Below are 18,591 nucleotides of genomic sequence, written 5' to 3'. Positions count from 1 at the left end.
ATCCTGTATGGAAACAATCTCTTTTCGATTAATTATAAAACCTTACTCCCAGCTCCAGCAATTTGTCCTTGGGCCTGACCTCCAGCTGATCCAGAATATTATAATTCATGAACAGCATCGACCCGCCGGCCCCCCGCCGGAAGTGGCCCTCCAGCCCCAGGACGTATGTCTGCAGAACATGGCCGTCCCGCCTCACGTTGGCATTGGCCAGCGTTTTTATATTGACCAGCCAGTCGCGGCTCCGGAAAAAGGCCCAGCGGTTCTCCTGGGTCAGTTCCCATCTATAATTATGTCCACCGCCCAGCACCGCCTCCGGCAGCAGACCGAAGGCCCTTTTGATATACAAGCCCAGCTTGGTGCTGTTGGATAACCGGTTGCCTTGGTCCCAGCTTCCCTCCGCGATCAGGCGACGGCGGTATTCTCCCAGGCGAAAATTATTGGAAAAGATCTCAAGGAACTCTTTGTTCCAGTATTCGGTGACCCCGTCGTTCCGATCGATATCGTGAAAACAAAAATGCTCCAGTCCGGCCCGGAGGTTGGCCTTTTTCAGCCGGATCTCCAGCGAAGGGGTAATCCCGTAGCGGACATCGCGGGGATCGAAGATCACCGCCCCGTCCTGGCGCCCCATGCCGGTCTTCATGTACAGGAACCAGTCGGAGTAGATCAGGCCGCGGTAGGAGAAGAACACGAACTCCAGGTCGGAATTGGTCTCGATGAAATAACGCCGGCGGTATTCGGCATCCTTGTGATTGGCAAAGGCCATCACGTCGCCCACCATATGATATTCCGGCATGAACTGGAACCGGTCCAGTACCCGCTCCAGCAGGTCCAGGCCGGGGACACTCTCGGCACAAACGGGATAAATAAAAATTATTAAAAGAACGAAAGACAAAATTATTTTCTTGAAGAAGCCTGACCGATAATTATCCGCGTTCATCCCTGCCCTAAAAAGATCATTTCAACTTAACGTAGAACCCGATGGCCTGCTTGACTAATTTGGAAAGATAGGCCTCGCCCGACTCCACCACCCCGCCCTGGGGAACCGGGAACGGCAAAATAACCGGCAGGGCCCGGCCCTTGATCAGGCGGTTGATGTCATCCCCCAGGTCCCCGCCCAGGTCCTCGTTGACCGCTATCATGCCGTAGCTGTCGCTCTTCATCAGCTCCAGCACCTTGCTGCGCATCTGGTGGATGTCGGCCACCTCATGGGTCTCTATGCCCGCCATCCGGAATCCGGTGGCGGTGCAGGGGTCGGTTATCACGGCCAATCTTTCCATCGCTTATTTTATCGCCTTCCTTATCTGTTCGGCCATCTCCCTGGCCTTCTCCGGCCCGGTGATCATCAGGGCCGCCTTCTCCAGGCCGGCGGCCAGCTTCTCCAGCTGCTCGGGCTGGGGGTTCTTCTCGTCCAGCCCGGCCTGCTTGACCTGAATCATCAGGGCGGTGTCGGCAAAGTCGGTCAGGTATTCGGAGGCTATCTTCCGCACCTTGCCCATCACATCCCCGGTCCCGGCAGCCGGCCCGGCCTCCGATGATGACAGGGCCCGATCCAGGAAACTCATTGCCGCGGGGATGTCCGGATTCTGGTCCAGCATCAGCCCGGCCTGCCCCTGTGAGGTTGTTTTAGTGACAAAGGTTCCGTTCCCGGCGCTGACCCACAGGGTGTCCAGCGAAGACAGTCCGACGATGTCGTATATCTGCTTGGCGAACTGGGTGCTCTGCAGGATGGCCGATTCATCCCCTCCCTGCTGCTGACACTTGCCTGATCCATCTATCACGAAGGCCGCCTTCTGCCCGGCCAGCTTGGTCTTTAAAGCGTCTTGTAAAGACATCACATCTTCCTCCTTACTTCGGCGGAGATGCTCTTCCAGTTGGCCTTGGGATCCAGTTCGCACAGGACGGTCTTATCGGGGGACATCACCATCAGCACCTGGCGGTCCTTCCCGCCGACCGCCACCTCTTTGACCTCCCCCAGGTTCAGATTGTTTGATATCACCGAAGCGGCGTTGGCCCAGAACTGCTCTATGTCCGAGGCCTTGTCGCCCAGCTTCCCCTTGGCCGAGCCGGACACCTGGCTGTCGCTGACGTAGACCGCAAAGCCCAGCACCCCTTTTATTCCGGTCAGATCTTCCATAATTACATCCCCCTTAAAATTTCAGGGCCCCGGCGGCTCATTTGACCAGATGGAGCCACTCGTACACCAGGAAATGCAGCCGGCCGATCAGCAGCGAGATGCGGGCCATCACGGTGTAGCCGAAGCTGGCCCCGAAGGCCACCATGATAAAGACCATTCCCAGCCGGGCCCCGTGCTTGACCAGGCCCTGGTGGGCGATGGAAAAATAAAAATAGACCAGGGTGGCGATCACCCCGATCACCATGATAACGTTGTTTACGGAGGTCAGCGGGACCAATGTGCCCTGGATCTGGGGCAGCAGGATCCCCTGGATCTGGCCGGTGATGCCCAGCCCGGCGGCGATCCCCACCGTCAGGGCGATGGACCAGCGGGACAGCCAGGAGATCTTGGGTATCCAGCGTGACAGCATGATCAGGCCGAAGACCGCCGGGATCAGTATGATCCAGCGCTCGGCCCCCTGCTCGGTGATGAACTTCTCGATCAGCAGCGGCTTGACGTCGAAATAAAAGACATACAGTATGGCGTAGGCGGCCGAGACCCCCACATAGAGGTGCTCGGCGAACTTGTAGAAGGGGTTGTCCTTATAGAGGAATGAGAATATGGCCAGGGTCAGCCCGGCCGCTATCCAGGTCCCGATTATCTGCATCATGCTTGTTTCCTCCTTCTGATCACGAAATAGCCCACATTGCCTATCAGGATGAACCCCAACAGCAGCAGATGGGCGTAAGACTGGGCCACCATCCCGGCGATGCCGGTCCCGGCGTGCTTGACCAGGGTCTCGTATTCGGCTGCCCCCTGCAGGCCGCCCACCAGGCCCTTGATCTGCTTGGCCTGCAGATAGTGGAACATGTCGGGGGCGATGACCCCGGTGGCCCCGACGATGATGTTGATCCCGTAGCGGGCCCCGGCGAACTGGATCCACTCATCGCCGGCCTGCCCGGCCTCCAGGCCCACCAGCAGGTCGATGTCGTTGTAGTTGTGGATGCCCTTCATCAGGGGGATTTCATCGACCGGCGTGCCCTTGTAGTCAGTGGCGAAGAAGTCGCGGATCTCCCGCCCCATCCCCACCATCTGGGCCCGGTATCCCGGGCGGTAGCCCAGGTTGACGTAATCCACCCCGTATCGGGCGGCGAACTGGGGGGCGATCTCGTTGAGGCCGATCTCGCCGAACGGCAGGCCCAGGGCCCACTGTCCCAGCAACACCACCTTGTGCTTCCGGGAAAAGGCGTGCCGCAAGGTGGCCAGCAGCATCGGCTGGATCTCGGGCGCCGAGGAGGCGTCGTAATCCACCGAGAAAAGGATCACCGAACCCTCCGGTAGTTTCTCGATGGAATCATAGGCCGCCTGGACCGGCTCCGAAACCCTTACCGGCAGGACCATTTTAAACATCACCGGGATCAGCACCACGATGAACAGCAACAGATAGATGATCCGGCTGTCTATATTGGCTATCTTTTCGAAGAACTTCATTTCACCATCTCCTTTATTACCTTATTTATGAAAGGTAGGTTCTTTCCAGTCCCAAAATGACCCGCAGCGACATGGCCACGGTGCCCAAGGCAATGCCGATAAAGATGCCCCTCTTGGCCGCCATCTGGGGAACCTCCATGATCCAGTCCTGCATTACCGGCAGTTTGTCCCAGATCTCGACACCCACCGGCACCCGGCCCAGCATCACGATGGCCGCCGTTATTAAAAGCAAGGTGGCTTCCAGGGAACGGGCCCGGAAGGCCCTGTAGGCGGCCGAGGCGATGAAGAAGGCCAGCAGGGAGAACATGGTGGCCTGCAGGGGAATGATGAAATAGGTGTAGACGTACATGAAGGATGACCCCAGACTCAGCAGGGATTCGCTGGTGGCCCAGGTGTAGATGCCGGCGATCAGGGTCCCCAAAAAACCGATGATCAGCACCAGGGCGAAGGGCCAGCCCGGGGCCTTGCGGACTATCTTCTGGATGTTGCTGCGCAGCAGGCTGTCCATTCCCAGCAGCATGGTGAAGCCCAGCACTATGGAATACCACAACAACAGCCTCTGCTGCATGGTCCCCAGCGGCTGGTGGGGGATGAAGAAGGTCACGATGATTATCAGCCCGGTGATGAAGGTTATGGCCAAAGGTATCTCTTTTTTCATTTTGTATCTCCTCTGCCGGAATCTAACCGGTTATGAACCAGTTCTTGACGGCCTGGAAGACGTTCATCATCCAGGGGTTTCCCGCATTGTTCAAAATATATCCCGCCGTGCCCCAGACGGCCATCAGGGCAAAGCCGATTATCAGAAAGGCCTTGACGAAATCCTCCCCCTTGAGGCTGCCCAGCAGCTGGGGATCTCTTTTGAGGTAGCAGGAGGCCGCCAGCATCTCCTCGCCGATCAGGGTGTAATCGCAGGAGGCGATGAAGAACGGCAGCTGGGTGATGGCGGTGGTGCCGGCTATCTGGATGGCCCCGATGGAATGGCCGGTCTCTGACATCAGCAGGGCCTCGGCGTAGAAATAGCCCATGAAGAACACCGCCCCCGGTTTCTGCCGGAGCATCATCCCGTCCACCCCGGCGGCGTAGCCGAACTGGTCGGAGGTCAGAAAGCTGACGTTGCCCTCCTTGTATAGGTCGGGCCGGCCCGGCTCGGAATAGGCCTGCTGCACGGTCTCCTGGGCGGCGGCCATCACCAGCGGGTCCCAGTTGGGGACCAGCAGTTCGGTGCCGTGCTGGGCGCAGCGCACCGCCACCTGGCGCAGGATGGCCAGGGCGGCCACCGTCACGATGTCCTTGATCTCGCCCAGGCCGAAGGAGAACATGATGGGTTTGCCCAGCTCGGTGGAACGGCCCACCGCCTCGTCGATGGCATCCAGCCCCTGGATCTTGCGGATGAACAGTTCCTCGCCCTTCTTGGCCCGCTCGATATACCAGATGATCAGGAAACAGAGGATGATGGTCAGTATCAGCACGTTGGTCCGGCTGCTGTCGAACCACTGGGCGGTGGCGGCGGCCGGGCCGGTCAGGACCGCATTCGAAGAATCCGGGAAGGCGACCGCCCGGACCTGGTAATAATAACTTTTATGGCTCTCGACATTGTCGCGGAAATCGTTCTTGCCGCAGATGACGAAGCCGGCCTCAACAAAGGGTCCTTTGTCATTCTCCGCCCGCAGGATCTGGTAGCCCTTGAAGACGGTGGCATCCCCCTGATCCTGGGGCGACCTTCCCCAGCTTACGGTGATGGAACTCCCCTCGTCGTTGGGAGTATCCACCGCCTTGACATCCACCGGCGGCTCCAGGGCCCGGGCCGGGGACAGCAGACAGGCCAGCGTCAGAACCATGAATAACTTTTTCATAGGACACCTATCTTTGTGTTTCCGTTTTATATCTGGTCCGGGGATATCTAGGCCGTCAACAGCTGATGTCTGATATCCTCGGCTGGGATCCCGTACTGCTTTCCCCGGGCGATAAGTTTCAAATTGGCCACTTCGAAATACTTCTGCCACAAAAAGCCCACCGCCACATCGATCCCCAGCGGATCCCCCCGGTAGGCCAGGGCCTTTTGGCGCCATTCCTCCCTGTCCAGCTTCTCCTCCCGCCCCCCCCGGCTATCGTCGGCCAGCAACAGCCGGTGCAGGTAAGTTCCCCGGATGGAGCGCAGGGCCTTTTTGGATTCCTTGGGATCCAGCAGGGCGGCGTATTTTTCCCGGGTCAGCAGCTTGCCGCCCGGCAGATAATTCCTGACCGCCTCCGGCAGACCGATCCCCTCCCGGGCCATCAGCCGCCGCAGCCCCTTGGCATTCAACAGGTCGATCTCCCGGCGCAGCAGTTCACGGACCAGGCTTTTGTTGTAATCCAGGCCGGCCAGGCCCTTCAAAGCCTGGCGGTAGAAGAACTGGTCCAGGGCCAGCTCCAGGCCGGCCAGTTGATGCTCCCTCTGGTATTCCGGCAGGGCCAGGGTGAGGGGCCCGGCCAGCTCCTCGCCCCAGGTGGCCAGGGTGTCGGCCAGCTCCCGAAGGTCGGCCTTCCGGCAGAGCTCTTTCAATTTCACCTTATCCAGGTTCCCGGCCGGCAGCACCGCCCGAAAAATTTCATCGCTGTCCCAGTGGTTATGAATGCCCCGGACAACAGCCTTGACATTTTCCAGGTCCCATCTCCGGAGGATGATGCCTATCAGTTTATTGGGGCCGCCATCGGAGATCTTCCGCATCAGCCGGGTCGAGGAATTGAAGTTGGCAGCCAGGGCCTCCTCGGCCGCCGCCAGCCCGGCAAACCGGGTTTGGGCCTCCTGCCACTCCTTGGAATAGGGGCTGGTGGCCAGCCACTTGGCAAAAGCGTTAAAATCGGGCAGGCCCAGCAGCTCCTCGTAGGCCCCCGGTTTCAATAGTCTGCTGTGCTGCCCTTTAAGCCTGGCGTTGATATATCCGTAATCGCTGGGCATCTGCTATCCCCACAATGTTTCAGAGATACGGGCCACCAGGGAGGGTCGGGCCCTTTCCAGCCGGTCGGAGAACCGGTTGAGAACCGAATGGCTGCCGCTTTTATCGCTCATGATGATCCCCTCGCTCACCTGGGGGTCCGGCCTCACCTCGGCCTTCAGCTTGGCGGCCTTCACCAGCTCCTGGACCACCTTCAGATCGCCCGGGCTGGTCAACACCACCGTTTCGCCGGGCAGATCCTCCGCCGCTTCCCGCAGCATACTCTTCAAGGCCTGGCGGTATCTCTCCGGCGGGGTTTTTTTGATCTTCTGGTAGGCCGATTGGAACACCCCGTCAATGATCCGGCTTTTAACCTCCAGCAGGATGGCCATGGCCTGAAGATTGGCGGCGCTGTCGGCCTTGGCCATTTCGGTCTTTTCCAGGGCCTGGTTGTCGGCCAAAGACCTCCGCTCCAGCTCCGCGGCCTGGGCCCGGGCCTGTTGGATTATCTCGCCGGCGCTTTTTTGCGAAGTCTCCAAGATCCTCTGGCGCTCGGCTTCGGCCTCCCGTTCGATGACTTTTATCAGTTCAGAATTCATTTTTACGGCATATAGTTGATTGTTGGATCATTTTTTACATTCAAAACCGCACTGCGGAGCAGGGGTCTCCATCGGAATGCCCAGTGAATCAAATATCCTTCCTTCCCTGCCGAGCAGGGAAGGAAGGATGCAACTATAACATCACGATTATCAAAAGGGCGATAACGAAACCGAGGATGATGATGGTCTCGGGCAAAGCCTCCAGGACGATCAGGGTTCCGCCCACTTCGGGCTTCTCGGCCAGAGCGCCGGATGCGGCGGCGCCGATACGGCTCTGGGCCAAGGCCGTGGCGAAAGCGGCAAACCCGATGGCCAGAGCGGCGCCCAGGGCCTTGTAGAGGGTAAGCATGTTATCCTTGGCCGCCGGGGCCTGCTGTGTGGCGGTTGCATCGGCCGCCGGAGCAGCGGCATCGGAAGCCAGGGCGATGGTTGCCCAGGGCAGGATCACAGCCAGCAGCAGAACGATAGCCAGAACTTTTTTCATTTAGTCACCTCCTATTGTTTTAAATGGTTTGTATGGTTTTCCGGGATTATCGAAATATTTGAATTTGGTGAAGAATTCCACGAATTGAAGACGGGCCGGCTGGACGATCGGGCTGATCAGCCCGATGGCGAAGAACAAAGGATGAAACACCAGCGCCGCCAGGACCGAGCCCAGTATCACCGCCCACAATTTTCCCGAGACCCCTATCAGGCTTCCCAGTTTATTGGCGGCAAACGCCAGGTAGACGGCGGAAAGACCGATGGCAAAAAGACGGGCATAGGAAAGGATGTTGCCCACCGCCCCGAAGATCTCAATGGGACCGGCCACCCCCACCAGATAGGCCATCATCCCGGTGCTGGCGGCAAATAGGATGATGCCCGGCAGCAGCAGGACTTTGGGCAAGATACCAATGAAACAGGCTATGATGCCGAAGATGCTCAAAAGCCCGGTCATGAAGGCTATCGGCTCCAGAATATGATGCCGGTCCTTTTGGCGGATACCGTTTACCAGGGCGATAATAAAACCGGTGAATACCTGTATCACGCCGAAAGCCAGGGATATCCCCAGCAGAAGGAAAACGGATCCTTTTTTCATGCGGTTGAAATTTTCCGTGATCGGCTGGATGATATGCAGATGCTCCCCCACCTCGCCGAACAGTTCGCCGAAGATCACTCCAAAAACGATGGTCCAAAATGAACAGAGGATAAAGATGGTGGACAGGGACCGGAAGATTTCTTTTTCCTTAAATTTGAAGAAGAAGAACAGGCTGAGCAGGCCCATTATGGCCCCGTATCCCACGTCGCCGATGATGAAGCCGAAATAGATGGGAAAGAAAATGGCGATGAACGGGGTGGGGTCTATCGAGCCGTACTGAGGCGGGGTAAATATGGAAAGCAACATCTCGAACGGTTTTACCAGCGGGTTGTTCTTCAGGATCACCGGGGTTTTGCCGCCGTCATGTGGCCCGATGGCCAGTTCCTTTATGCTTACCTTATCGGCGAAATTATCATGAAGCAGTTCTTTCAAAGTGGGCAGATCCTCGGCCGGCAGATATCCCTGAAGGTAAAAAGCCAGACGGCCCTCAGGCAGCTCCTCCTTGGCCTGCAGCCGGCCCAGTTCGTCCCGGACCATCCGGCGATAGGACTCGAATAACGGCCCCTCCTGGCCCGAGATGTCTTTTATCTTGTTATTGGTTTGTGCGATCAGCCCCGGCAGTTGGCGGCTTTTCTCCTTCAGCTGACTGACCGCCTCGGCCATGCCCAGCGAGGCCATCGCCGAGGGAAGTTTCAGTTCGTTGACCCCGGCCTTGGCGAACAAGCCCCGCACTTTTTCGGCATCGTTCACATGGAAAGCCACCAGCACCGCCATTTTGCTGTCGTCCAATTGGCGGCTGTAGAATTCGATCCGTCCCTCGGTCAGCTTTTTCAGCTCCTTGTGCAGGGCCTCTACCGCAGAGATCTCCGATACCCTGGCTATAAAGCCGAAGGCCTTTATCCTCCGGCTGGATTCCAGTTTTGACATCAGCGGGGACAGGGCCTCAAAGGCCGCCCGGTAATTTTCGACCAGCGCCAGTTCGTCGCCCAGATCCAGCTTCTGTTTTACCAGCTGGTTGATCTCGGCCCGCTGCACAATCAGGTCGGCCAGCAGCTTTTCCCAATCGGACGGCAGGGCGGTTTTGACCGGGCGCCCGTGGAATCCCATCAATGTCAGCAGACCGTCCAGTTCCTGCTGCAGCCGTTCCATGGTATGCTTCAATTGGGCCTCCTCGGCGTCAAGCTCGCCATGGCGGATCAGGCCCTGGGGCTTGGCCTGGGCAATATGCAGTCGGCCCATTTTGTGCAACGACCTTATCACTTCTGAGCTTATTATCTTCGGGCCCACTATCAGCACCCGGCTCATGGCGACGATCATCTATCCGTTCTCCGGGAAAACCTGTTTGATGATCAGCTCCACGGCCTGGTCCTGTTTGGCCGCAGCCTGCTGCTCCAGCCGGCCGGCCTGGGCGGCGGCCTGTTTCTTTTTCTGTTCTATGAGCTGCAGCGCTTTTTGGGCCGTCTCTTTTTTGCCGCTCAGGTTATTTTCATCCATGCGGGAGCGGGCGTTGTTTAAAATGGCGGAAGCCTCGGCTTTGGCTTTTTCGATTATTCGATCGGCCTCGGCTTTGGCTTCTTCGGTCTTCTGCTGAAGTTCCTGCTCCCTCTGTGCCAGGCTGCTGATTATCTGTTGTGCCTGATCCTGTTGGTCGTTATGCTTTTCCGATGACACAATCTGCTCCCGTTCAATATAAAATGTTTTTGAGTTCTTCGGAGGCCCTTCTCAGGAGCAGCCGGGCCATTCCCAGGTTTCCGGCCCCCTGCTGCATGACCACGCTCAGGTAGAAATCCGTCCCCACCATCTTGATCAGGACGGTCAGCTTTTCGGTGGCGATGGTCTGTTCGGAGATGCTCCCCAGCGAAAGGTTCTCGGCCGCCCGCCGGGAGGCGGACAGCATGGTGGCGAACTCGGCGTCGGCCAGGGTGGGATCCAGGTCCAGCCCGGATTGATGGAATGTTATCCCGATGCCGTCGGTCCCGGTAAGGCTGGCGCATAGGGCTCCCGGGATATTATCCACCAGTTCCTTCACTCTTTGTTCGTATCCCTGGGTCATGGTCTGCTCTCCCTCCCTAAGTTTTTTTTAACTGAACCGGATCAGAGACGGGCCTATTTTTTGAACAAGTTGCCGAAGATCCCCTTTTTGGTCTCCTTCTCCACAATGGCGTATCGCTGTCTGGCCTGGCTGTTATTGGGGTCCCACTTGAGGGCCTCCTTGTACTGCTCCTTGGCCTTCTCGGCCATTCCGGCCAGCTGGTAGATTATGCCCAGGCTCAGGTAATGCTCGGCGTTGTATATCTCCATCTGAATTGCCTTGTCGCAGTACATCTTGGCTTCCTCCAGCGGTCCGCCGGCCTTGATCACGGCTATCCCCAGCCGGTCGTAATAGATGGCCTTCTTGGGGTTGAGCTTGGCGGCCGCCCGGAAATACTCCACCGCCCGTTTGAATTCGTTGGCCTTGTAGGCCTCCACCCCGTGGCGGTAGGCCATGTCCGCTTGGTTGTCCTGGACCGAGTGGGCCTGGACCCCGGCGGCCTTTTCGGCCAGCATTTTATTGTACTGGGCCCGCCGGGCCTTGTCTATCAATGTATGGTAGGCCTCGTTGATGTCCTGGAAGGCGGAATTGGCCAGCCCCTCCTTTGATTCTGCGGGATTCTTGTCGGGATGATATTGCATGGCCAGCTTCCGGTAGGCTTGTTTTATCTCGGTCTCGCTGACCAGCCGGTCCACCCCCAATATGGAATAATAATCCTTCAGTTGGGTCATTTTTTAATTCTTCCTGGTTTTTTGGCGGTGGTTTTTTGACAGAGCCTTTCCAGGGTTTCGGCCGCCAGAATGTTCTTCGGCTCCAGCTTGGCGGCCTTTTTGCAGGCAGTCACTGCCTGGGCATTCCTTTCCAGCTTCTCGCTGACTATGCACAGGTTCAGCCAGGCCCGGGTGAAATGCGGGGCCAGCTTTACCGCCTGTTTTAGCAACCTGGCGGCTTTGCTCCATTCCCCGGTATGGGTGTAACACACCCCCAGCAGGTTGTAGATATCGGCATAGCCCGGTTTTAATTTTTTGGCCTGCAGGAAATACTTGACCGCCTCCTGGCAGCTATTGTCCCGCAATGCATCCTGGCCCAGCGCGCACAGGGTCTCGGCCCGGTCGGGCGATGTTTTGAAGGCCAGGTTGAAATCCTTGACTGCCTTGGCCAGGTTTCCCTGGTTGACCTCGGCCAGGGCTTTGTCGAACAGCTCCTGCTTGTAAAAGTGGGTCTTGGCTGATAACCCGATGAAAAGCTCCACGGCTTTTTCGTGTCGGCCCTGCTCTGCGGCCAGATAAGCCTGGGAAAGGATGGCCTCGATATAATTGGGATTGATCTCCAGGGCTTTTTTAAAGGAATTTTCGGCCAGCGGGTATTCATGCCGTCCGGCATAGATGCGGCCCAGGGACAGGTGAAGATCGGCGTATTTGGGGGCCAGCTTTATGGCCTCCTGATATTCCTCGATGGCCGCAATGGCATTGCCCTGCTTCCAGTAGAGCTTGGCCATGGCCACCCTGGCCTCGATGAGATAGAAGGTGACCACGTCGCTGCATTTATGGCCCACCGTCTGGTCGTGCTGCCGGATCATCTCCAGCGATTCGATGGTCTGATGATAATTGCCTTCGTTGAATGATTTCAGAGCCAGTTTGAGGAACTGGTTCAGGCAATGCTGATCTAAAATCTCCCTGACAAAAGCCATATGGCACCTGTTTGTTTATTTTTGAACGGTGGGGTTATGGAAGGATAATGAGAAGATTGATCATCTGGTGCCGGGAGGGGGAGTCGAACCCCCACAGCTTGCGCCATACGCACCTCAAACGTACGTGTCTACCAGTTCCACCATCCCGGCTGTTTTGCTGACTAAGGCAATATACCGATTATAGTTCCGCTTCCGGTCGGCAAGCTGTTATTTTAATCTAAATCCACCCATCTGTCAACAGAAAATTCCCGGGTGATGTCCCGGCCGCCGGCCAAATCGGTTATCTTGAATTGGGAGACATTGTCCAGGTTGTCCCGCTTCAGCCGGAGGTCGACCTTATACCGCTTTTTAACATCGTCGGCCAGCTTCCGCCCCTGTCGCTCCAGATAATCTATGAACAGGGGATGGGCCGACACCTCCAGCCGGCGGTTCCTGATGTTCCGGTCGGCCTGCAGGAACCAGCGCTCCAGCCTGGCGGCCATGGTCTCGGGCGACAGCACCCGCCCGGTGCCCTGGCAGGTGGGACAGCTGTGCGAGAAGGCCTGCCACAGGCTGGGCCGGACCCGTTTTCGGCTCATCTCCACCAAGCCCAGCGGTGAGATCTCGTAGACCTTGGGCTTGGAGCGGTCATCCTTGAGGGCCTCCTTCAGTTCGGCCAGCACCTTGCGGCGGTTGGCCTCCCGGTCCATGTCGATGAAATCTATCACGATGATGCCCCCGATGTCCCGCAGCCTCAGCTGACGGGCTATCTCCCGGGCCGCTTCGACGTTGACCCGGGTGATGGTGCCCTCGGCGTCCCGCTTGCCGGTGTACCGCCCGGAATTGACGTCCACCGTCACCAGGGCCTCGGTCTGCTCGATCACGATCCGTCCGCCGCTTTTCAGCCACACTTTCTGCTGCAGGGCTTTTTCGATCTGGGCCTCGATATCATAGGCCTCGAACAGCGGGATGTCCTCCCGGTACAACAGCAGGCGCTTCCTCAGGGCCGGGTCCAGGTTTTTGACGTATTCGGCTATCTGGTCGTGGGTCCGCTTGTCGTCCACCACCAGGCTGCCGATCTCCATGGCCGCCAGCTCCCGCAGGAAGCTGATCACCATGGGCGGCTCGGAATAAACCCGGGATGATATCTTGGCCTTGCGGTAATCCCGCTTGACCTGCTGCCAGGTCTTCAGCAGGATCTTCAGGTCCCGACCGAAGCCCTTCTCATCTTCGCCCTCGGCGGCGGTGCGGATCACCAGGCCGTAGCCCTGGGGCAGGTGTTTTAAAAATTCCTCCTTGAGCCGGCGTCGCTCGGCCCGGTCCTCCACCCGGCGGGAGACGCCCACCCTTTCCTCGTTGGGGACCAGAACGCAGAAACGCCCGGCAAAGGAGACATGGGAGGTAAGCCGGGGGCCCTTGCTGCCGATGGGCTCCTTGGAAACCTGGACCATCACCTCCTGGCCGCTTTTCAGGGCGTCCTCGATCCGCCGGGCGGGTTTGGCCTGGGACCGGTCATCCTGCTCCAGGTCGCCGGGATCGAAGGCGGTGTCGGAAAAGGCCAGGAACCCGCTCTTGCCGAAGCCGATGTCCACGAAGGCCGCCTGCAGGCCCGGCAGGACCTTCTCCACCCGGCCCTTGTAGATGTCCCCCACCATCCGCTGTTCGGCGCTGCGCTCCAGCCACAACTCCACCAGCCGCCCCTCTTCCAAAAGGGCGATCCTGGTTTCGTGGGTGGTGGTGTTGATGATGATATCTGTTGCCATGTTTTTCTTCCATTTCTTATTGTTTTATCTCGGCCGGATCTGATGATGTTCTAAAGCAGCCGAGTTTTTTGGTTTTTTATTTCCTTCAGAAGCAGGTCGATCCCCTTCAGGGTCAGCAGTTCATCAGCCCGGCATCCCCTGAACTCCGGAGCAAAACAGGAACCCAGCCCGCCGGTGAAAATCACCCGGGGATTGGGTTTGGCATCCCGGGATATCCGGCCGACCAGTTCTTTGATCATCCCCACGGTCCCCCAGTAAAGGCCTGACTGAATGCATTCCTCGGTATCCCGCCCCGCCGGCCGCGGTTTCTGTTTCAACTTGACCAACGGCAGGGCCGCAGTATGCTCGGTCAGGGCCCGGGCCATGATGCCGGGGCCGGGGGCGATGGCCCCGCCCAAATATTCTCCCTTGGCTGTGACCGCGTCCCAGGTGATGGCGGTCCCGATGTCCACCACCAGGGCCGGCCCTCCGTATAGCCGGTATGCCGCATAGGCGTTGATCAGCCGGTCGATCCCCAGCTTCCCTGGATTGCGGTAGCGGATATCCATCGTTTTAAGGTCCGAACAGGTGATCACCTTAAGCCGGATATCCGGCAGTCCGGTGAAGGCTTTGCGAACCCGGGCCGTAAGGGCCGGAGATACCGAGATCAGGCCGGCCCGGTCTATGGTATGCTGGCCGGCAAGTTTGCGGATAAAGGCGCCCAGCTTTGATGCGCTGGTATCCGGTCCGTAATGCAATGTCCCATCGGCCGCCGGCCGGCCGGTTCCGAAGACCACCGCCCGGATCTTGCTGTTGCCTATGTCCAGGCACAGGTTCATGGCTCCATCTCCATAACGGTCCCGGAACTGCATTTTACCGTCCGGCCCCGGTCATCGGCCAGCAGCAGGCCGCCGTCGCTGTCGAATCCGATCACCACTCCCTTCATCTGGGTGCTCAGGCCGTCCTGGACCCAGGCCCGTTTGCCCTTGAGGAAGAACCTTCCGGACAGCCTGTCGGCAAAAGCAGCCAAGCCCTGTTTGGCAAAGGTCCGGTAATCGTCCTCCAGTCGGGTTAAAAAGCCTATCAGCAGCTCCTCGCGGGAGCAGGTCATTCCGGCCTCCAGCAGCAGCGAGGAGGCAATACCCTTCAGTTCCGGCGGGACCGACTGGTTGTTGACGTTCAGGCCGATCCCGACGACGGCGTTATCTATCAGTCCGCCGTGGGACTGCATCTCGGTCAGTATCCCCCCCACCTTGCGGCTGTTGCAATACAGGTCGTTGGGCCATTTGACCGCTATCGGATTTTTGACGACCTCTTCTATCGCTTCCGCCGCCGAACATCCCAGGGCCAGGGTCAGGCCGGAAAGCTTGATGGACGGCAGTTTGGGCTTCAGCAGCAGAGAGAGATACAGCCCCGGCCCCGGCGGCGAGTACCAGCTGTTGCCCTGCCGGCCCCGCCCGGCGGTCTGCTGTTCGGCGATCACCACGGTGCCCTGCCCGGCGAAACCCTTTGATAGCTCCGCCAGGTGGTTGCTGGTGGAATCCAGCCGTTCGAAATAGAAAAGCTTCCGGCCGAATTCGCTGGTCTTTAGGTTCTTTTGGATGTAGCTTATATCGAGGTTTTTCATATCTTATCAATGTTCAGAATGTAATTAATGATACATCAAATCGGATATTTTATCAATAAAAAACCCTCTCCAGATTAATTTGGAGAGGGTCAGCGTGTTCGTCCGGCCAGGCTTCTACTTCACTTCGTCAATGAACGAAGTATCAAACCCGTCGCGTTTCAGCTGATTCAAAAGATCCAGTTTGTCCATGGATTTTATGTAGGCGTCCTTGGGCTCCACCTGCTTCTTCTTGACGAAATCCATAAGGGACTCGTTCAACATCACCATCCCCATCTTGCGGTTGGTCTGGATGATGGACGGCAGCTGGTAGGTCTTGCCCTCCCGGATCAGGTTGGATACCGCCGGGATCCCTAGCAGCACCTCCATGGCGGCCACCCGGCCACCCCCGATCTTCTTGCACAGGGTCTGGGCTACCACCCCCTTCAGGGATTCGGACAGCATAACCCGGATCTGCTCCTGGCGATCGGGCGGGAATTGTTCTATCACCCGGTCCACGGTGCTGGCGGCGGTGGAGGTGTGCAGGGTGCCGAACACCAGATGCCCGGTCTCGGCGGTCTCGATGGCTATGGAGATGGTCTCCAGATCGCGCATCTCGCCCACCAACACGATGTCCGGGTCCTCCCGCAGGGCCGCCCGCAGGGCGTTCTTGAAGGAGTCGGTGTGGCTGCCGATCTCCCGCTGGTTGACCAGGCACTTCTTGTTCTCATGGACGAACTCGATGGGGTCCTCCAGGGTGATTATATGGTCGCTCCGGGTGCGGTTGATCAGGTCCACCAGGGCGCATAGGGTGGTGGACTTGCCGGACCCGGTGGGCCCGGTCACCAGCACCAAACCCTTGGAGAGGTAGCACAGATTCTGGATGGCATGGGAGAGATTCAGATCATCCACTGTCACGGTCTTGGTCGGGATCACCCGCAGCACCCCTCCCATCCCCCGGCGGTCGGAGAAATAATTCACCCGGAACCTGGCCAGCCCTGGGATCTCGTAGGCGAAATCGGTGTCGTTGTGCTCCTCATACTGCTGGCGATATCTGGCCCCGGCTATTTCCAACAGGATCCGCCGGGTGTCGGCTGGGGACAATGCCGGGTATTCCTGCAGTTTTCTGATCTCTCCGTCAATGCGGACGCAGGGTTTCTCGCCGGCCGACAGGTGCAGGTCCGAGCCCTTGCGTTCCACCAGCAGATGCAGGAATTTGTCTATCTCGGCCGGTTTGTACGTTCCGCCGGCCGGGGTCGCCGGAGTAGATGCCGGCGCGCCGGCGGCCTGGGCGGCTGCCGGGGCTTCTTGGTGCGGGGCGGCGGCACCGGCCGGCAGGAACACCGCCTTTATGCTGTGGCCCTGCATGCTTACCGTTCCCCGGTATTCGCCCAGCCCCGGGCTCTTGTAGGTGAATTCCACCGTCGGCTGGTCCATCAGCTTTTCCCGCTCGACCGGGGACATGATCTCCGACAGCAATCCCATCACCTCCTGGTTTGAAAACTTCTGCTTGGAGACGGCCTGGATGCCGGATGCTGTTTTGAACTGCGGCTCCGATTCGCTGGCCAGGTAAAATTCGGTGGCCCGGTGATCGTTCATCGCCTTGAAAAATACGTCTATCTTTGCCATTCTTATCTCCCTGGTATTACATAACTGATGTGTCGGCGGTTGACTATATGGGCGGTATGATCGGTGACCAGCAAAAAGAATCTCTCGCTCTGGTTTAAAAAATCTATGGTCCGGGATTTCTCCGGCGGCAGATCGATGTAAGCCTTCCCGCTCAGCTTGAAATTATCGTTGAACACCGCCGTCATCGGCTCCTCCTTGATTCCCATGGCCTCCCGCTCCAGGTCGGCGGCCTCCACCTCCAGGGCCACCGACACCTCCATGATCCTGGCCTTGTTGATGATGTTGATGGAGGGGGCGGTGGCCACCTTGAGCACGAAGAATTCCTCCGGCTCATTCATGAAGTCCAGCACCGTCTCCTGGCCGACATGGTTCTTGGCCATCAGGCTTAAAAAAAGATCCCCTTTGATCACCTGCTGATCCCGGCATCGCATGGTGACCGTGACCTGTTTTTTCTCCACTACTAGGTGTTGCATCATATCTTCCCCTTAAGGATTTTACGAGTTCATCCAGTTCCAAGTATTGCTCTCGGAACGCTCCAGCCAGTCCCCGCTGCTGGTCAGGTAGGCATAGACATTGGACAGCGCCTCGTAGTGCTTGGTCTCCTCCTCCAGCAGCCGCTTGAAAAATTCCTTCTCCGGGCCGTCCAACGCGGCGGAGAAGAATTTCTGGTACATCTTATAGCTGTACCATTCCATGTCCATGGCCACTTTCAGGCCCGAGACATTGTCCGGTTTCTCCCGGGGTTTGCTGTGATTGATCCGGGCGAAGACCTTCTTCATCTCGGCCTCCAGGTAGCCGATCTTCTTTCCCTTGGGCTCGGGCCAGGCCTGCCCCTGGGTGATGGCCGAGTAGATCTCGTTTATCCGGCCGATGTGCTCCACCTCCTGCATGGCCAGCTGGTCGAACAGCCTCTTGGCCAGGATGTTGCCGGTCTTCTCCGACATCTTCAGGTAGAAGGCGGTCCCCTTTCGCTCCAGCTTCAGTGCGGCCTGCAGGGCTTTGGGCATGGATTTTTTTTTGATTTTCATATCCTTTTCCTTTTCAATAATCCGCCTGGTTGTCGTAGCCCCGGCTCTCCCAGAAACCGCGATAGGTGGAATCGCTGGAGACCTGGATCCGTTTCAGCCACTTAACCCACTTGTATCCCAGCTTGTCCTCGGCTATCAGCTGAAAGGGAAAGCCCGACCGGGCGGTTAGGGTTTGGTTGTTTATCTTGTGGGCCAGCAGGAGCTTTTTGTCCAGCACGGTCCTCAGCGGCAGGGAAGAGCTGTATCCGTCGGCGGCATGGAAGATCAGGATGTTGGCCCCCGGCCGGACAACTGCCAGTTTTAAAATATCCTCCACCAGCACCCCCTCGAAAAGCCCCTGGGCGCTCCATCCCTCGACACAGTGCAGGGTAATCAGTTTTTGATACCGTTCCATCCCCAGCACCTGGTGATAACTCAATTCCTGTTTGGCCGACACCAGGCCGTCGATTATCAGGCGGTATTTGACGGTATCCACCTCCTGCGGCCCCTGAATGGAGTTGTCCCGCAGCTTCTCGAAATCGGTCAGCCGCTGGCCCTGGTATTTTTTTATCCCCACCCGCCCCAGGTCCCGGGCCTTCTGCAAAGCCGTTCGATTGCTGTCATCGGCCGATGAAGAGCAACCGGAGACTGTCAGCAACACAACCCCCAGAAGAATGGCCGAGGACTTTATGATACCCATGGGGCCCTCCGTC

23 protein-coding genes and 1 tRNA gene are annotated in these 18,591 nt (G+C 58.1%); all 24 read right to left on the bottom strand.

Annotated features, from left to right (window positions below; translation table 11 throughout):
- Nucleotides 1–28 precede the first annotated feature (28 nt).
- Nucleotides 29–937, bottom strand: a complete 909-nt coding sequence (locus RDU76_03800; protein ID MDQ7798054.1) for a hypothetical protein — start codon at nucleotides 935–937, stop codon at nucleotides 29–31.
- A gap of 16 nt (nucleotides 938–953) precedes the next feature.
- Complete coding sequence (locus tag RDU76_03795) at nucleotides 954–1,277, bottom strand: V-type ATP synthase subunit F (protein ID MDQ7798053.1); 324 nt, start codon at nucleotides 1,275–1,277, stop codon at nucleotides 954–956.
- 3 nt (nucleotides 1,278–1,280) lie between these two features.
- A complete protein-coding gene (locus RDU76_03790) occupies nucleotides 1,281–1,832 on the bottom strand; it encodes a hypothetical protein (GenBank protein ID MDQ7798052.1) in 552 nt (183 codons plus the stop codon).
- Nucleotides 1,832–2,134, bottom strand: coding sequence for a hypothetical protein (locus RDU76_03785; protein ID MDQ7798051.1), 303 nt, complete (start codon nucleotides 2,132–2,134; stop codon nucleotides 1,832–1,834). The genes RDU76_03790 and RDU76_03785 overlap by 1 nt, the downstream gene beginning before the upstream one ends.
- Nucleotides 2,135–2,171: 37 nt before the next feature.
- A complete protein-coding gene (locus RDU76_03780; protein ID MDQ7798050.1) occupies nucleotides 2,172–2,783 on the bottom strand; it encodes a hypothetical protein in 612 nt (203 codons plus the stop codon).
- On the bottom strand, nucleotides 2,780–3,604 hold the full coding sequence (locus RDU76_03775) for a hypothetical protein (GenBank protein MDQ7798049.1): 825 nt from the start codon (nucleotides 3,602–3,604) through the stop codon (nucleotides 2,780–2,782). The genes RDU76_03780 and RDU76_03775 overlap by 4 nt, the downstream gene beginning before the upstream one ends.
- Before the next feature lie 25 nt (nucleotides 3,605–3,629).
- A complete protein-coding gene (locus RDU76_03770; protein ID MDQ7798048.1) occupies nucleotides 3,630–4,262 on the bottom strand; it encodes a hypothetical protein in 633 nt (210 codons plus the stop codon).
- Nucleotides 4,263–4,284: 22 nt separating this feature from the next.
- On the bottom strand, nucleotides 4,285–5,457 hold the full coding sequence (locus RDU76_03765; protein ID MDQ7798047.1) for a fibronectin type III domain-containing protein: 1,173 nt from the start codon (nucleotides 5,455–5,457) through the stop codon (nucleotides 4,285–4,287).
- Between the two features lie 47 nt (nucleotides 5,458–5,504).
- A complete protein-coding gene (locus tag RDU76_03760; GenBank protein ID MDQ7798046.1) occupies nucleotides 5,505–6,542 on the bottom strand; it encodes a V-type ATPase subunit in 1,038 nt (345 codons plus the stop codon).
- Between the two features lie 3 nt (nucleotides 6,543–6,545).
- Nucleotides 6,546–7,118: a V-type ATP synthase subunit E gene (locus RDU76_03755; protein MDQ7798045.1), complete on the bottom strand. Its 573-nt coding sequence runs from the start codon at nucleotides 7,116–7,118 to the stop codon at nucleotides 6,546–6,548.
- A gap of 133 nt (nucleotides 7,119–7,251) precedes the next feature.
- On the bottom strand, nucleotides 7,252–7,467 hold the full coding sequence (locus tag RDU76_03750) for an ATPase (GenBank protein MDQ7798044.1): 216 nt from the start codon (nucleotides 7,465–7,467) through the stop codon (nucleotides 7,252–7,254).
- Nucleotides 7,468–7,602: 135 nt separating this feature from the next.
- Entirely contained in the window at nucleotides 7,603–9,513 is a 1,911-nt protein-coding gene (locus tag RDU76_03745) for a V-type ATPase 116kDa subunit family protein (GenBank protein ID MDQ7798043.1), read from the bottom strand.
- Nucleotides 9,514–9,867, bottom strand: coding sequence for a V-type ATPase subunit subunit G family protein (locus RDU76_03740; protein MDQ7798042.1), 354 nt, complete (start codon nucleotides 9,865–9,867; stop codon nucleotides 9,514–9,516).
- A gap of 13 nt (nucleotides 9,868–9,880) precedes the next feature.
- Nucleotides 9,881–10,249 carry a hypothetical protein gene (locus tag RDU76_03735; GenBank protein MDQ7798041.1) on the bottom strand — a complete coding sequence of 123 codons (369 nt, stop codon included), beginning with the start codon at nucleotides 10,247–10,249 and terminating at the stop codon, nucleotides 9,881–9,883.
- Nucleotides 10,250–10,302: 53 nt separating this feature from the next.
- Nucleotides 10,303–10,959: a DnaJ domain-containing protein gene (locus RDU76_03730; protein MDQ7798040.1), complete on the bottom strand. Its 657-nt coding sequence runs from the start codon at nucleotides 10,957–10,959 to the stop codon at nucleotides 10,303–10,305.
- Nucleotides 10,956–11,918 carry a tetratricopeptide repeat protein gene (locus tag RDU76_03725; GenBank protein MDQ7798039.1) on the bottom strand — a complete coding sequence of 321 codons (963 nt, stop codon included), beginning with the start codon at nucleotides 11,916–11,918 and terminating at the stop codon, nucleotides 10,956–10,958. The genes RDU76_03730 and RDU76_03725 overlap by 4 nt, the downstream gene beginning before the upstream one ends.
- 65 nt (nucleotides 11,919–11,983) lie before the next feature.
- Nucleotides 11,984–12,068, bottom strand: a tRNA-Leu gene (locus RDU76_03720).
- 62 nt (nucleotides 12,069–12,130) lie between these two features.
- A complete protein-coding gene (locus RDU76_03715) occupies nucleotides 12,131–13,660 on the bottom strand; it encodes an Rne/Rng family ribonuclease (GenBank protein ID MDQ7798038.1) in 1,530 nt (509 codons plus the stop codon).
- 50 nt (nucleotides 13,661–13,710) lie between these two features.
- Nucleotides 13,711–14,478, bottom strand: coding sequence for a type III pantothenate kinase (locus RDU76_03710; protein MDQ7798037.1), 768 nt, complete (start codon nucleotides 14,476–14,478; stop codon nucleotides 13,711–13,713).
- Entirely contained in the window at nucleotides 14,475–15,266 is a 792-nt protein-coding gene (locus RDU76_03705; protein MDQ7798036.1) for a biotin--[acetyl-CoA-carboxylase] ligase, read from the bottom strand. The genes RDU76_03710 and RDU76_03705 overlap by 4 nt, the downstream gene beginning before the upstream one ends.
- 114 nt (nucleotides 15,267–15,380) lie before the next feature.
- Entirely contained in the window at nucleotides 15,381–16,871 is a 1,491-nt protein-coding gene (locus tag RDU76_03700; GenBank protein MDQ7798035.1) for a type IV pilus twitching motility protein PilT, read from the bottom strand.
- Nucleotides 16,872–16,873: 2 nt separating this feature from the next.
- Complete coding sequence (locus RDU76_03695) at nucleotides 16,874–17,347, bottom strand: hypothetical protein (GenBank protein MDQ7798034.1); 474 nt, start codon at nucleotides 17,345–17,347, stop codon at nucleotides 16,874–16,876.
- An 18-nt stretch (nucleotides 17,348–17,365) separates the two neighbouring features.
- Nucleotides 17,366–17,899: a ferritin family protein gene (locus RDU76_03690; protein ID MDQ7798033.1), complete on the bottom strand. Its 534-nt coding sequence runs from the start codon at nucleotides 17,897–17,899 to the stop codon at nucleotides 17,366–17,368.
- Nucleotides 17,900–17,912: 13 nt separating this feature from the next.
- Nucleotides 17,913–18,578 (bottom strand): molybdopterin-dependent oxidoreductase, encoded by a 666-nt coding sequence (locus RDU76_03685; GenBank protein ID MDQ7798032.1) that lies wholly within the window; start codon nucleotides 18,576–18,578, stop codon nucleotides 17,913–17,915.
- Between the last annotated feature and the right edge of the window lie 13 nt (nucleotides 18,579–18,591).

This window comes from Candidatus Edwardsbacteria bacterium (genome assembly GCA_031082425.1).
GTDB lineage: Bacteria > Edwardsbacteria > AC1 > AC1 > EtOH8 > UBA2226.
The sequence above is the reverse complement of the archived record's forward strand: the minus strand, read 5'-3'. Positions and strand labels throughout refer to the sequence as shown.

What these genes read in the sequence shown, in the direction of transcription:
- RDU76_03735 (MDQ7798041.1), bottom strand. Translation starts at nt 10,249, where the DNA reads ATGACCCAGGGATACGAACAAAGAGTGAAGGAACTGGTGGATAATATC.
- RDU76_03730 (MDQ7798040.1), bottom strand. Translation starts at nt 10,959, where the DNA reads ATGACCCAACTGAAGGATTATTATTCCATATTGGGGGTGGACCGGCTG.
- RDU76_03715 (MDQ7798038.1), bottom strand. Translation starts at nt 13,660, where the DNA reads ATGGCAACAGATATCATCATCAACACCACCACCCACGAAACCAGGATC.
- RDU76_03775 (MDQ7798049.1), bottom strand. Translation starts at nt 3,604, where the DNA reads ATGAAGTTCTTCGAAAAGATAGCCAATATAGACAGCCGGATCATCTAT.
- RDU76_03700 (MDQ7798035.1), bottom strand. Translation starts at nt 16,871, where the DNA reads ATGGCAAAGATAGACGTATTTTTCAAGGCGATGAACGATCACCGGGCC.
- RDU76_03785 (MDQ7798051.1), bottom strand. Translation starts at nt 2,134, where the DNA reads ATGGAAGATCTGACCGGAATAAAAGGGGTGCTGGGCTTTGCGGTCTAC.
- RDU76_03695 (MDQ7798034.1), bottom strand. Translation starts at nt 17,347, where the DNA reads ATGATGCAACACCTAGTAGTGGAGAAAAAACAGGTCACGGTCACCATG.
- RDU76_03725 (MDQ7798039.1), bottom strand. Translation starts at nt 11,918, where the DNA reads ATGGCTTTTGTCAGGGAGATTTTAGATCAGCATTGCCTGAACCAGTTC.
- RDU76_03745 (MDQ7798043.1), bottom strand. Translation starts at nt 9,513, where the DNA reads ATGATCGTCGCCATGAGCCGGGTGCTGATAGTGGGCCCGAAGATAATA.
- RDU76_03685 (MDQ7798032.1), bottom strand. Translation starts at nt 18,578, where the DNA reads ATGGGTATCATAAAGTCCTCGGCCATTCTTCTGGGGGTTGTGTTGCTG.
- RDU76_03710 (MDQ7798037.1), bottom strand. Translation starts at nt 14,478, where the DNA reads ATGAACCTGTGCCTGGACATAGGCAACAGCAAGATCCGGGCGGTGGTC.
- RDU76_03790 (MDQ7798052.1), bottom strand. Translation starts at nt 1,832, where the DNA reads ATGTCTTTACAAGACGCTTTAAAGACCAAGCTGGCCGGGCAGAAGGCG.
- RDU76_03795 (MDQ7798053.1), bottom strand. Translation starts at nt 1,277, where the DNA reads ATGGAAAGATTGGCCGTGATAACCGACCCCTGCACCGCCACCGGATTC.
- RDU76_03770 (MDQ7798048.1), bottom strand. Translation starts at nt 4,262, where the DNA reads ATGAAAAAAGAGATACCTTTGGCCATAACCTTCATCACCGGGCTGATA.
- RDU76_03750 (MDQ7798044.1), bottom strand. Translation starts at nt 7,467, where the DNA reads ATGCTTACCCTCTACAAGGCCCTGGGCGCCGCTCTGGCCATCGGGTTT.
- RDU76_03780 (MDQ7798050.1), bottom strand. Translation starts at nt 2,783, where the DNA reads ATGATGCAGATAATCGGGACCTGGATAGCGGCCGGGCTGACCCTGGCC.
- RDU76_03705 (MDQ7798036.1), bottom strand. Translation starts at nt 15,266, where the DNA reads ATGAAAAACCTCGATATAAGCTACATCCAAAAGAACCTAAAGACCAGC.
- RDU76_03690 (MDQ7798033.1), bottom strand. Translation starts at nt 17,899, where the DNA reads ATGAAAATCAAAAAAAAATCCATGCCCAAAGCCCTGCAGGCCGCACTG.
- RDU76_03755 (MDQ7798045.1), bottom strand. Translation starts at nt 7,118, where the DNA reads ATGAATTCTGAACTGATAAAAGTCATCGAACGGGAGGCCGAAGCCGAG.
- RDU76_03765 (MDQ7798047.1), bottom strand. Translation starts at nt 5,457, where the DNA reads ATGAAAAAGTTATTCATGGTTCTGACGCTGGCCTGTCTGCTGTCCCCG.
- RDU76_03800 (MDQ7798054.1), bottom strand. Translation starts at nt 937, where the DNA reads ATGAACGCGGATAATTATCGGTCAGGCTTCTTCAAGAAAATAATTTTG.
- RDU76_03760 (MDQ7798046.1), bottom strand. Translation starts at nt 6,542, where the DNA reads ATGCCCAGCGATTACGGATATATCAACGCCAGGCTTAAAGGGCAGCAC.